This is a genomic window from Blastococcus sp. SYSU D00669, from assembly GCF_054050715.1.
Genome location: NZ_JBJGZV010000074.1, coordinates 1 through 12,421 on the forward strand (window position 1 = coordinate 1; position 12,421 = coordinate 12,421).

Here is a 12,421-nt window from a genome sequence, read left to right on the forward strand (position 1 = left end):
GGGGGGCCAGTTTGGGCCAACAAAAGCTACTGGGGCGGAATTGGAAACGCCGCCCGACCCCACCCGGGGGGGGTGGGCAGGGGCGCCGTGCGGGTCGCTACTTGCCGGCGCCGGCGGTGCGCTTGCCGAACCGCTTCTCGAAGCGGGCGACGCGGCCACCGGTGTCGAGGATCTTCTGCTTGCCGGTGTAGAAGGGGTGGCAGGCCGAGCAGACCTCGACGGTCAGCTGACCGTTGGGGGCGGTGCTGCGGGTCTGGAACGTGTTGCCACAGCCACAGGTCACGGTGGTGACGTTGTAGGCCGGGTGGATGTCGGGCTTCATGAAGTCGCCTCTTCTGCGAAGTCTGTGTGGTTCACCGGGTCGAACGCGGGCGGACGGCGGTGCATTCCGCCCCCGCCCGGCGGGCTCGGCCGACCAGTATCCCTGAAGGTGGTGAGGGGCTGGAACGGTCCCCTTCCAGGGCCCCGGCCCGAGCGCGCGCGAGGGCCGGGGAGGAAGGGGGTCCTCCTAGTCGTTGCCCGGGCCCAGCGTGGTCTTCTGGATCTGCATGAGGAACTCGACGTTGTTGCGGGTCTTCCGCAGCTTGTCGAGCAGCAGCTCGAGGGCCTGCTGCGGCTCCAGCGCGGAGAGCACCCGCCGCAGCTTGATGAGGATGGCCAGCTCGTCGGGCGACATGAGGATCTCCTCCTTGCGCGTGCCCGACGCGTTGACGTCCACGGCCGGGAAGACCCGCTTGTCCGCCAGCCGGCGGTCGAGCTTGATCTCCGCGTTGCCCGTGCCCTTGAACTCCTCGAAGATGACCGTGTCCATGGTGGACCCGGTCTCGACCAGCGCCGAGGCGATGATCGTCAGCGAGCCGCCGTGCTCGATGTTGCGGGCCGCACCCAGGAACCGCTTGGGCGGGTACAGCGCGGTCGAGTCGACACCGCCGGAGAGGATGCGCCCGCTGGCGGGGGCCGCCAGGTTGTAGGCGCGGCCCAGCCGGGTGATCGAGTCGAGCAGGACGACGACGTCGTGGCCCATCTCGACCAGGCGCTTGGCCCGCTCGATGGACAGCTCGGCGACCGTGGTGTGGTCCGACGGCGGCCGGTCGAAGGTCGAGGCGATGACCTCGCCCTTCACCGAGCGCTGCATGTCGGTGACCTCCTCGGGCCGCTCGTCGACGAGGACGACCATGAGGTGGCACTCGGGGTTGTTGCGGGTGATCGCGTTGGCGATCGCCTGCAGCACCATCGTCTTGCCGGCCTTCGGCGGCGAGACGATCAGCGCGCGCTGGCCCTTGCCGATCGGCATGACCAGGTCGATGACCCGGGTGGTCAGCTGGTGCGCCTCGGTCTCCAGCCGCAGGCGCTCCTGCGGGTAGAGCGGGGTCAGCTTGTGGAACTCCGGGCGCTGGCGCGCCTGCTCGGGGTCCAGGCCGTTGACCGTGTCGAGGCGGACGAGGGCGTTGTACTTGTCCTTGCGCTCGCCCTCGCGCGGCTGCCGGACGGCGCCGGTGATGGCGTCGCCGCGGCGCAGGCCGTAGCGGCGCACCTGCGACAGCGACACGTAGACGTCGTTCGGGCCGGTCAGGTAGCCGGACGTGCGCACGAACGCGTAGTTGTCCAGGACGTCGAGGATGCCGGCGACCGGCAGCAGGACGTCGTCGTCGCTGATGGTCGGCTCGGTCTGGTCGAAGCGGTCGCGCCCGCGCCGGTTGCGGTCGCGGTAGCGGCGCCCGCGGCGGCCGCGGCCGCCCTCGAAGTCGTCGTCGTCCTCGTCGCGGTCGTTGCGGCCGCCGTCGCGGTCGGTGCGGTCACCGCGGTCGGTGCGGTTGTCGCTCCGGTTGGCCGGGCGGTCGCCGCGGTCGGGGCCGCGGTTGCCGCCGTCGCGGCTCTCGGCACGGCCACCGTCGCGGCTCTCGGCACGGCCACCGTCGCGGCCCTCGGCACGGCCACCGTCGCGGCCCTCGGCACGGCCCTCGGCCCGGCCGCCGTCGCGGCTCTCGGCCCGGCCGCCGTCGCGGTCGCGGGTGCGGGCCGGACGGTCACCCTCGACGCGGTCGCCGTCCCGGTTGTCGCGACGGTTCCGGTCGCGGTCACGGGTGCGGGCCGGACGGTCGCCGTCGGTGCGTTCCTCGGCGGGGGCGGCCGTGTCGGCCGGGGCCGCGCTCTCGACGGGCGCGGGGGCCTCGGCGGCGGGCGCCTCGGGGGCGTCCTCGGCGGACGGGGAGCCGGCGGGCCGGCTGGCGCCGCGGCGCCGGCGGGCGGGAGCGCTCGTGGTGTCACCCACGACCGGACCGGAGTTGGCGCCGCCGCTGACCGGGGCCTCCAGCGGCTCGGCCGCGGTGGGGGCGCCGGTGCGCCCGTTCACGGTGCCCTCGGCGGGGGCGGCGGGTGCCGGCACGGAGCCGTTGGCCTCGCTCCCGACCTGGCGGGCGGAGATGGCGGCGACCAGGTCGCCCTTGCGCATCCGGCCGGTGCCGGTGATGCCCAGTTCGGCTGCCAGCTGCTGCAGCTCGGGCAGCAGCATCCCCGACAGCCCGCTGCCGCGGCGACGGGAACGTCCCGCCGTCCCAGAAGCGGCAGGTGCCCCGCTCGAGCCGGGCGCGTCCTGCGCGCCGGTCACGGCGAGGTCGGTGCTTTCACTCACGTACAGGTCCTTCCCTGCGGTGACCTGCGCCCACTGGCGCAGGGGGTGACCCGTCCTCGTCGGCTCCGTCGGGAAGAGGGGACACCGAAGAAGACGGATCTCATGGGTGCGAGGCGGATCAGCGGCGACGGATGGTGTTCGTCTGCAACGCCCCGCGCGAGGCTCGCCCCTGGGGGCGGCTACGTCGTGAGCCTAGACGCGACCCACGGACACGACAACACCGGTCGGTCCCGGCGTGTTCCTCGTTATCAGGACGATACCTCTGCTCCACGAGCGCCCTGCACCGAGAGTACGCCCGCGCCGGTCGGATCGACGTCGAGCGGCAGCGCCCGCCACCCCGCAGGGGTGAGTTCGGTCACCCCCACGACGGAGGGGCGCCGGGCGAGGACCAGCACGCTCGGGCCGGCGCCGGAGACGACGGCGGCGTGCCCGGCCGCCCGCAGCCGGTCGACGAGCTCGAGCGACGCGGGCATCGCGGCGCCGCGCTGCCGCTGGTGCAGCCGGTCCTCGGTGGCCTCGAGCAGGAACCCCGGCTCCCGCGTCAGCGCGTGCACCAGCAGCGCGGCCCGGCCCGCGTTGAACGCGGCGTCGGCGTGCGGCACGACCTCCGGCAGCAGGCCGCGCGCCACGTGCGTCGACAGGGTGGCGGCCGGCACGAACACGACCGGCGCGATGTCGGGGGCGACGTCGAAGCTGTCGGCGCGGGCGCCGTCCGCCGTCAGCCACGAGAGGGTGGCGCCGCCGAGCAGGCACGCGGCCACGTTGTCGGGGTGCCCCTCGAGCTCGGTGGTGAGCCGCAGGACCGCGTCGCCGTCGACGGTCTCGACGTCGGGGCACAGCGCCCAGGCGGCGTACACGCCGGCGACGACCGCGGCCGCCGAGGAGCCCAGCCCCCGCCCCTGCGGGATCTCGTTGGCGGCCGACAGCCGCAGCCCCGGCGGGGCCCAGCCGAGCTCGTCGCAGGCGGCCCGGAACGCACGGACCACCATGTGCGACTCGTCGGTGGGCAGCTCGCCGGCGCCGACGCCGGTCACCTCGACCGACAGCCCGCCGTCGGTGACGGTGAACTCCAGGACGTCGTGGAGCGACAGCGCCAGGCCGGCGCAGTCGAACGCCGGGCCCAGGTTCGCGCTGGTCGCGGGCACCCGGACCCGGACGCCGGCCGTCACAGGCCCAGCTGGACCGCGGCCGCGCCCGCGTCCACCGGGATCGACACCGGGGCGGGCGCGCCGGAGATGGCCCACTCCGGGTCCTTGAGCCCGTTGCCGGTCACCGTGCAGACCACCCGCGAGCCGGCGGGCAGCTCCCCCGCCTGGGCGACCTGCAGCAGCCCCGCGACCGAGGCCGCCGAGGCCGGCTCGACGAACACCGCCTCCTTGCGGGCGAGCAGCCGGTACGCGGCCAGGATCGCCCGGTCGGTGACGGCGTCGATCCGGCCGCCGGACTCGTCGCGGGCGGCCAGCGCCTTGGTCCAGGACGCCGGGTTGCCGATGCGGATGGCGGTGGCGATCGTCGACGGCTGCTCGACCACCTGGCCGGTGACGATGGGCGCGGCGCCGGCGGCCTGGAAGCCCCACATCCGCGGCAGCTTCGTCGCCGGCCCGTCGGCGGCGTACTCGCGGTAGCCCTGCCAGTAGGCGGTGATGTTGCCGGCGTTGCCCACGGGCAGGCAGTGGACGTCGGGGGCGTCGCCGAGGACGTCGACGACCTCGAACGAGGCGGTCTTCTGCCCCTCGATCCGGTACTGGTTGACGCTGTTGACCAGGCTGACCGGGTAGTCGATGGCCAGCTTGCTGGCCAGGGCCAGGCAGTCGTCGAAGTTGCCCTGCACCTGCAGCAGCTGGGCGCCGTGGACCAGCGCCTGGGCGAGCTTGCCGGTGGCGATCTTGCCCTGCGGCACGAGGACGGCGCAGACCAGGCCGGCGCGCGCGGCGTAGGCCGCGGCGCTGGCGCTGGTGTTGCCGGTCGAGGCGCAGATGACCGCCTGCGACCCCTCCTCGACGGCCTTGGTGATGGCCATCGTCATGCCGCGGTCCTTGAAGGAGCCGGTCGGGTTGGCGCCCTCCACCTTGAGGTAGACCTCGCAGCCGGTCAGCCGCGAGATCTCGGGCGCGGGCACCAGCGGGGTCGCGCCCTCCTGCAGCGTCACCACCGGGGTGGTGTCGCTGACCGGCAGCCGGGAGCGGTAGGCCTCGATCAGCCCCGGCCAGAACGGCGAGACGGTCCTCGGAACGGTCACGACAACTCCTCGCTGACGCTCGTCGTCGTCATGCCCGACGGTGCTCTGCCCCCGCGTGGCCTCGCACGCCCGGTCACGTCAGGCCCTCCACCCGAAGCACGCTGGTCACCCCGCGGACCGCGGGCATCTCCTGCAGCGCGGCGACCGTCGCCGACAGGGCGGCGTCCGGGGCGCTGTGGGTGACGATCACGAGCGTGGCGGCGTCGCCGTGCCCGTCCTGGCGGACGGTCGCGATGCTCACCCCCTGCTCGGCGAACTCGTGCGCGACCGCCGCGAGCACACCCGGGCGGTCGGCGACGTCGAGGCTCACGTGGTAGCGGGTCGGGGTCTCGGCGATCGGCCGCGCGGGCAGCCCCGCGTAGGAGGTGACGGCCGGGCCGGGCGCACCGGCCAGCCGGTTGCGCGCCACCGCGACCAGGTCGCCGAGGACGGCGCTGGCGGTGGGCTCACCGCCGGCCCCCTGCCCGTAGAACATCAGCTGCCCGGCCGCCTCGGCCTCGACGTACACGGCGTTGAACGCGCCGTTGACCCCGGCCAGCGGGTGCGAGGTCGGGATCATCGCCGGGTGCACGCGGACGGCCACCGAGTCGCCGTCCTCCCCCGCCACCCGCTCGCAGATGGCCAGCAGCTTGACCACGCAGCCGATCTCGGCGGCCCGCGCGACGTCGGTCGCGGTCACCGCCGAGATGCCCTCGCGGTAGACGTCGGTGCCGGAGACCGGGGTGTGGAACGCCAGCGAGGCGAGGATCGCGGCCTTGGAGGCGGCGTCGAAGCCGTCGACGTCGGCGGTGGGGTCGGCCTCGGCGTACCCGAGCTCGGTGGCCTCGGCCAGCGCCTCGGTGAAACCGGCGCCGGTCTCGGCCATGCGGGAGAGGATGTAGTTCGTCGTCCCGTTGACGATGCCGACGACGCGCCGCAGCTGGTCGCCAGCCAGCGACTCGCGCAGCGGGCGCAGCAGCGGGATCGCGCCGGCGACGGCGGCCTCGTAGTACAGGTCGACGCCGGCCTTGGCCGCGGCGGAGTGCAGCGCGACGCCGTCCTCGGCCAGCAGCGCCTTGTTGGCGCTCACCACGGGCTTGCCGGCCTCGAAGGCGGCCAGCAGCAGGGTGCGCGCCGGCTCGATGCCGCCGATCACCTCGACGACGAGGTCCACGTCGTCGCGGGTGACCAGCGCCTCGGCGTCGGTGGTGAGCAGCTCCGCCGGGACGTCGGGGTGGTGGTCGGGACGGCGGACGGCGACCCCCACCACCTCGACCCGGCGGCCGATGCGGGCGGCCAGGTCCTCCCCCTGCTCCGCGATCAGCCGCAGCACCGCCGAGCCGACGGTGCCGCAGCCCAGCAGCGCGACGCGCAGCGCCGGCGTCACGACCGCACCACCGCGTGCTCGGGCGCCGGCTGGGAGGGCGCGGGGGTGGGCGCGGGCACGTCGGCCAGGACCGCGTCGAGGGCGAACACGTCGGACAGTGTCTGACGCCGCACCACCTCGGTGGCAGTGCCGTTCCGCACAGCCACCACCGGGGGCTTGAGCAGGTAGTTGTAGTTGCTCGCCATCGACCAGCAGTAGGCGCCCGTGGCGGCGACCGCCAGCAGGTCGCCGGGCTGCACGTCGGAGGGCAGCCACAGGTCCCGGACCAGGATGTCACCGCTCTCGCAGTGCTTGCCCACCACCCGGCACAGCGCGGGCGGGGCGTCGGAGGTGCGGTTGGCCAGCACGCAGGTGTAGGCGGCGTCGTAGAGGGCGGTGCGGATGTTGTCGCTCATCCCGCCGTCGACGGACACGTAGTTGCGCACCAGCGGCGCACCCGGGGTGCCGCTGGCCCCGAGCCGGACCGGCTTGATCGTGCCGATCTCGTACAGGGTGACGGTGCCCGGCCCGGCGATGGCCCGCCCGGGCTCGACGGCCAGCCGCGGGACCGGCAGGTCGAGCGCCGCGCACTCGGCGGCGACGACGGCGCGCAGCCTCGCCGCGACGTCGTGCGGGCTCACCGGGTCGTCGTCGGAGAGGTAGGCGATGCCGAACCCGCCGCCGAGGTTGAGCTCGCCGAGCGCCTCGCCGGTGGCCTGGCGGACCTGCCCGAGCAGGCCGACGACGCGGTGCGCGGCGGCCTCGAACCCGGCTGTGTCGAAGATCTGCGAGCCGATGTGGCTGTGCAGGCCGGCGAGGTGCAGCGCCGGCTCGCGGATCACCCGGACCGCGGCGGTCAGCGCGTCGCCGGTGGCCAGCGAGAAGCCGAACTTCTGGTCCTCGTGCGCGGTGGCGATGAACTCGTGGGTGTGCGCCTCGATGCCGACGGTGGCCCGGACGAGGACGGCGACCGGGGCGCCCCCGGCGGCCACGCGCGCGGCGGCCAGCGGGACCAGGCGCTCGATCTCGTCGAAGGAGTCGAGGACGATCCGGCCGATCCCGGCCTCGACGGCCATGCGCAGCTCGAGCGGCGACTTGTTGTTGCCGTGCAGGGCGATCCGCGCGGCCGGGAAGCCGGCCGCCAGCGCCAGGGCCAGCTCGTTGCCGGAGCAGGCGTCGAGGTGCAGCCCGTCCTCGGCGATCCAGCGGGCCACCTGCCCGCACAGGAACGCCTTGGAGGCGTAGTGGACGTCGGCGCCGTCGAAGGCCGCGGCGAAGTCGGCGGCCCGGCCGCGGAAGTCGGACTCGTCGAGCACGAACAGCGGGGTGCCGTGCTCGCGGGCCAGCTCGGTCACCGGCCGGCCGCCGAGGTGCAGCTCGCCGTCGACCCGCTCGGCCGTGCGCGGCCACACGTGCGGGTCGACGACGCCGAGGTCGGCCGGCGGCGGACCAGCGGGCGTGGGCTGCTGCAGGTTCCCGTGCAGGGGACCCGCGGGGTGCGCCCTCACATCCGCTCCGGCGCGGAGACGCCGAGGACGCCCAGCCCGTTGCGCAGCACGACCGCGGTGGCGGCGCAGAGCCACAGCCGCGCGGTGTTCAGCGGGCCCACCTCCTCGTCGCCGCGGGGCAGCACGCGGCAGTTGTCGTAGAAGCGGTGGTAGGTGCCGGCCAGCTCCTCGAGGTATCGGGCGACGCGGTGCGGCGCCCGCAGCTCGGCCGCGGTGGAGAGCACCCGCGGGAACTCGCCGATCGCCCGCAGCAGGTCGCCTTCGCGCGGGTGCGACAGCTGCGCGGTGTCGACGGCGCCGGCCTCGCCCAGCGGCAGCCCCAGGTCGGCGGCGTTGCGCAGCACCGAGGCGATCCGGGCGTGCGCGTACTGCACGTAGAAGACCGGGTTGTCACTGGTCTGCCGGCTCCACAGGTCGATGTCGATGTCGATCTGCTGGTCGACCGAGGCCCGGGCCAGCGCGTACCGCGCGGCGTCGACGCCGATCGCGTCGACCAGGTCGGAGAGCAGCACGATCGTGCCGGCCCGCTTGCTCATCCGGACGGGCTCGCCGCCGCGGAGCAGGTTGACCAGCTGGCCGATGAGGATCTCGAGGTTCTGCGCCGGGTCGTCCCCGGTGGCGGCGACGAGGGCCTTGTAGCGCCCGACGTAGCCGGAGTGGTCGGCGCCGAGCATGATCACGGCCTTGTCGAAGCCCCGCGCCCGCTTGTCGAGGTAGTAGGCGCAGTCGGAGGCGAAGTACGTCGTCTCGCCGTCGGCCTTGACGAGCACGCGGTCCTTGTCGTCGGCGAAGTCGGTCGTGCGCAGCCACACCGCGCCGTCGGCCTCGTAGACGTGCCCCTGCTCCCGCAGCCGGGCCAGGGCCTTGTCCACCGCGCCGGTCTCGTAGAGCGACTTCTCGCTGAACCACACGTCGAAGTCGACGCCGAAGTCCTCCATCGACCGGCGGATCTCGTCGAGCATCAGCGCGACGCCGCGGTCGCGGAAGACCTGCACCTGCTCGGCCTCGTCGCGGGCGAGCAGGTCGGGCACCTCGGCCACCACGGAAGCCGCGATGTCGGCGATGTAGGTGCCGCCGTAGCCGTCCTCGGGCACCGGCCGGCCGTTGGCCGCGGCCTGCAGGCTGCGCGCGAACCGGTCGATCTGGGCGCCGGCGTCGTTGATGTAGTACTCGCGGGTCACCGCGGCCCCGCTGGCCTCGAGCAGCCGGCCGATCGCGTCGCCGACCGCCGCCCACCGGCTGCCGCCGATGTGCACCGGCCCGGTCGGGTTGGCCGAGACGAACTCCAGGTTCAGCCGCTGCCCGGCGAGTACGTCGGTGCGGCCGTAGGCCTCCCCCGCCGTCACCGCCCGGACGGCGATCCGGCCTAGGGCGTCCTTGGCCAGCACCAGGTTCAGGAAGCCGGGGCCGGCGATGTCGACCGACGCGATGCCCTCGTGCGCCCGCAGCTCGGCGGCCAGCGCCTCGGCCACCTCGCGGGGCGGGCGGCCGGCGGCCTTGGCCAGGCGCAGGGCCACGTTGGTGGCGTAATCGCCGTGCTCGGGGTTCTTCGGGCGCTCGACGAGGACGTCGTCGGGGACCTCGACCGACAGCGCGCCTCGGTCGACGGCCGCGGCCACGGCGGTCCGGACGACGTCGCGCAGCTGCTCGGGTGTCACCGGTCGAGCGTACTGAGCGGCCGTCCCGCCCCGGCCGCCGTGTGTCGGACGTCCCCCGCCGGAGGTCCTGCGGTTCCGCGGTCCGCACAGCATGCCGACCTAGACTCCCGCGCGGATGGAGGGCCTCTGCGCCCGACGACAGCGGCGCGACCGCGCCCAGCACGAGGAGTGGCCTTGGCCAAGGACCGCAAGCCCGACAACGCCCGCGCGACGCGCGGCGAGACCCGCGGGGGGTCGAGCCGGTCCGGCAGCTCGAGCGGCTCCCGGCCCGCGGGCGCCGGCAGCGGCACCGCGCGCAAGGGCGGCCGCACCCGGCCGCCGACGCAGGTCGTCACGGCGCAGCGCAAGCCCTGGGGCCTCATCGCCGCCGCGGTCGCCGTCGTCGTCTTCGCCGCCGCGGTCATCACCTACGCGACCATCCGGGTGAACAAGGCCAACGAGGGCCGCGTGACGTCGATCGACGAGATCGAGGGCGTGCAGGCCTTCGAGTACGCCGCCGGCCAGCAGCACGTCACCACCCCGGTCGAGTACACCGAGTCGCCGCCGGTGGGCGGGCCGCACGACGGCGTCTGGGCCGACTGCACCGGCACCGTCTACACCGTCGACGTCCGGCACGAGAACGCGGTGCACAGCCTCGAGCACGGCGCCGTCTGGATCACCTACAACCCCGACCTGGTCAGCCAGGAGGACATCGACCGGCTGGCCGAGCTGGTCGACGGCGAGGCCGGCCGCATGCTCTCGCCGTACGCGGGCCTCGACACCGCCGTGAGCCTCCAGTCCTGGAACCACCAGCTGAAGGTCGACTCGGCCACCGACGAGCGCGTCGAGCAGTTCGCCGATCTGATGACCTTCAACTCCGAGGTCGACAACGCCTACCCGGAGATCGGCGCCAGCTGCGAGAACCCGCAGTTCGCGGCCAGCCCGCTGGTCGCCGGCCAGGAGAGCGCGCCGGTGGGGTCCAGCGACATGGCGACCACGCCGACCGCCGAGAGCAGCAGCGGCACCCCCTGAGATGACGATGACCGCCGAGCCGACCGAGACCGCCGAGCAGCCCCCCGCCGCCGCGCCGGGGCGCAGTCCCCTGCGGACCGCCCTGCTGGCGGTGATCGGCGCCGCGCTGCTGCTGCTCGGCGCCGGCGGCGCGGTCGCGCTCGGCGTCGGCCGCGACGAGCCGCCGGCGGCCGACTCCGTGGAGGCGGGCTTCGCGCGCGACATGTCCCGCCACCACCTGCAGGGCGTGGAGATGGCCAACCTGGCGCTGAGCCGGACGTCCGACCCGGAGGTCCGGCAGCTGGCCTTCGACATCTCGTCCACCCAGACCAACCAGGCCGGCCGCATGCAGGGCTGGCTGTCGCTGTGGGGTCTGTCGCAGAACAGCGACGAGCCCATGGCCTGGATGGGCGCGTCCGGGCACGACCACGACGCCGCGGACGGCGGTCTCATGCCCGGCATGGCCACCGAGGAGGAGCTGCGCGAGCTCGGGTCGCTCACCGGGACGGCGTTCGACGTCCGCTTCCTGCAGCTGATGATCCGGCACCACCAGGGCGGCTTCGAGATGGCGGAGTACGCCGCGGAGCACGCCGAGGTGCGGGCCGTGAGCACGCTGGCCGGCCGGATCGCCGACACGCAGGACGCCGAGACGACGACGATGGCGGCCATGCTCACCGCGCGCGGCGGCAATCCGCTGCCGGCCCCGTGACGGGCGCGCGCAGGTCGGTCCGGGGCGGCTGGTAACTTCTCCCCTGCCCCACCGACACGAGCCCCCGTAGCTCAGGGGATAGAGCACCGCCCTCCGGAGGCGGGTGCGCAGGTTCGAATCCTGCCGGGGGCACCCACCGGTCCTACCCGTCGGTCCCTCGAGGGCTGACCGTGGGTCACCTGGAGCGTCACGAGAGGCCCCGCCGGCTCCCGGCGGGGGCCTTTTGCTTCCTGGAGGCAGTCACCGCGGTCTGCGTGCGCGCCGGTGCTGGGTGCGCGGACCTCCCGCTGGTCGCCCGACCCCGCACCACCTGCCGGTGCAGGGACCTCTCGCCCCGTGGGGGTGGTTGGGCTGCAGCGCGGAGGGGTCCGCGCCGATGGTGCTTGCGAGGAGGCGCCGGTTGAGTGCGGCACTCCGGCGCGCACGCCCGCTGAAGGCGTCCCGCGCACGCACAGGGAGAGAGACGACATGCACACCCCCACCGTCCGCCGCCTCCGTGGAGCCGCAGGCCTGCTCGCCGGGGCGCTCGCGCTCGCCGCCTGCGGGGGCACCGACCCCGCCGACCGCCCCGCGTCCGCCAGCAGCCCGTCGACGATGACTGCCGCGCCGAGCAGCCCCGCGCCCGCCGTCCCGTCACGGGTCGAGCCGGCCACGGTCGCCCCGGCGTCGTTCTCCGGTCCGGCGGTCGACCAGTTCGGCGCGGAGCCGGTTCGAACTGCCTACGCCGAGGTGGCCGAGTACCTCGACCAGGCGACATTCAACGAGGACGCGATGCCGTCGGACCCCGAGCCGACCGCGGAGGCGTTCGAGGGACTCACGGCCTACATGACGCCGAGCATGGCCGCGGACTTCCGGGAGACAGTGCGCGAAGCGGTTGCCGACCACCAGGCCGCGATGGACGACCTCAACAGCATGGTCTTCAACCACATGGAAGGCGACGGCCTCGAATTCGGTGACGGCCAGTGGGTCACCGATCACACCATCGGCGATCCGCAGGCCGAGGTGAGCCCCGATGGCAACCTGAAGCTCGTCGTGGTCGAGAAGGCCACGGTGCACATCGACCAGGGCGGCTCGCCGGTGCTCGTTCCGATCACCAAGACGTCCACCTTCTTCCTGGTGCCGACCACCGACGGGAACCGTCCCTGGCTGATCAACGGCATCACCGGCCAGTGGGAGACCGGCAGCATCACTCCTGACACGTCGACGAACTAGCTGTACTGCCCAGACAGGTTGGTCAGGCGGGCGATCGGTGGGCGTCGTCCGATAGCGGTGTGGGGCCGGTGATGGTTGTACTCGTGTAGCCATCCCGGCAGGGCCTGGCGGCGGGCGGTCTCGCTGAG

11 protein-coding genes and 1 tRNA gene are annotated in these 12,421 nt (G+C 74.1%); 4 read left to right on the top strand and 8 right to left on the bottom strand.

The window, feature by feature from the left end; all coding sequences use genetic code 11:
- Window positions 1-97: 97 nt before the first annotated feature.
- The 7 genes from rpmE to argS all read right to left on the bottom strand — a co-directional run bounded on the left by rpmE (window position 98) and on the right by argS (window position 9,382).
- The gene (gene rpmE, locus ACI8AF_RS27190) at window positions 98-322 is read right to left on the bottom strand and encodes a 50S ribosomal protein L31 (protein ID WP_456542908.1); all 225 of its coding nucleotides are present in this window, start codon (window positions 320-322) and stop codon (window positions 98-100) included.
- A 186-nt stretch (window positions 323-508) separates the two neighbouring features.
- The gene (rho, locus tag ACI8AF_RS27195) at window positions 509-2,632 is read right to left on the bottom strand and encodes a transcription termination factor Rho (RefSeq protein ID WP_456542909.1); all 2,124 of its coding nucleotides are present in this window, start codon (window positions 2,630-2,632) and stop codon (window positions 509-511) included.
- Window positions 2,633-2,880: 248 nt separating this feature from the next.
- On the bottom strand, window positions 2,881-3,801 hold the full coding sequence (gene thrB / locus ACI8AF_RS27200) for a homoserine kinase (protein ID WP_456542910.1): 921 nt from the start codon (window positions 3,799-3,801) through the stop codon (window positions 2,881-2,883).
- Entirely contained in the window at window positions 3,798-4,871 is a 1,074-nt protein-coding gene (gene thrC / locus ACI8AF_RS27205) for a threonine synthase (protein WP_456542911.1), read from the bottom strand. Before thrC ends, thrB begins: the two co-directional genes overlap by 4 nt.
- A 73-nt stretch (window positions 4,872-4,944) precedes the next feature.
- Window positions 4,945-6,237: a homoserine dehydrogenase gene (locus tag ACI8AF_RS27210; protein WP_456542912.1), complete on the bottom strand. Its 1,293-nt coding sequence runs from the start codon at window positions 6,235-6,237 to the stop codon at window positions 4,945-4,947.
- Entirely contained in the window at window positions 6,234-7,724 is a 1,491-nt protein-coding gene (lysA, locus tag ACI8AF_RS27215; RefSeq protein WP_456542913.1) for a diaminopimelate decarboxylase, read from the bottom strand. Before lysA ends, ACI8AF_RS27210 begins: the two co-directional genes overlap by 4 nt.
- Window positions 7,721-9,382, bottom strand: a complete 1,662-nt coding sequence (gene argS, locus ACI8AF_RS27220; RefSeq protein ID WP_456542914.1) for an arginine--tRNA ligase — start codon at window positions 9,380-9,382, stop codon at window positions 7,721-7,723. The genes lysA and argS overlap by 4 nt, the downstream gene beginning before the upstream one ends.
- Before the next feature lie 168 nt (window positions 9,383-9,550).
- Here argS and ACI8AF_RS27225 point away from each other — a divergent pair, with 168 nt between their 5' ends.
- The 4 genes from ACI8AF_RS27225 to ACI8AF_RS27240 all read left to right on the top strand — a co-directional run bounded on the left by ACI8AF_RS27225 (window position 9,551) and on the right by ACI8AF_RS27240 (window position 12,293).
- Complete coding sequence (locus ACI8AF_RS27225; protein WP_456542915.1) at window positions 9,551-10,393, top strand: DUF3105 domain-containing protein; 843 nt, start codon at window positions 9,551-9,553, stop codon at window positions 10,391-10,393.
- Between the two features lie 7 nt (window positions 10,394-10,400).
- On the top strand, window positions 10,401-11,081 hold the full coding sequence (locus ACI8AF_RS27230; RefSeq protein ID WP_456542916.1) for a DUF305 domain-containing protein: 681 nt from the start codon (window positions 10,401-10,403) through the stop codon (window positions 11,079-11,081).
- Window positions 11,082-11,141: 60 nt separating this feature from the next.
- Window positions 11,142-11,213, top strand: a tRNA-Arg gene (locus ACI8AF_RS27235).
- A 204-nt stretch (window positions 11,214-11,417) separates the two neighbouring features.
- Window positions 11,418-12,293, top strand: coding sequence for a hypothetical protein (locus ACI8AF_RS27240; protein WP_456542917.1), 876 nt, complete (start codon window positions 11,418-11,420; stop codon window positions 12,291-12,293).
- On the opposite strand, the gene ACI8AF_RS27245 is transcribed toward ACI8AF_RS27240, so the two are convergent.
- On the bottom strand, window positions 12,290-12,421 hold a 132-nt coding region (locus ACI8AF_RS27245; protein WP_456542918.1), incomplete at its 5' end, for an integrase core domain-containing protein. The two genes, ACI8AF_RS27240 and ACI8AF_RS27245, sit on opposite strands and share 4 nt — an antisense overlap.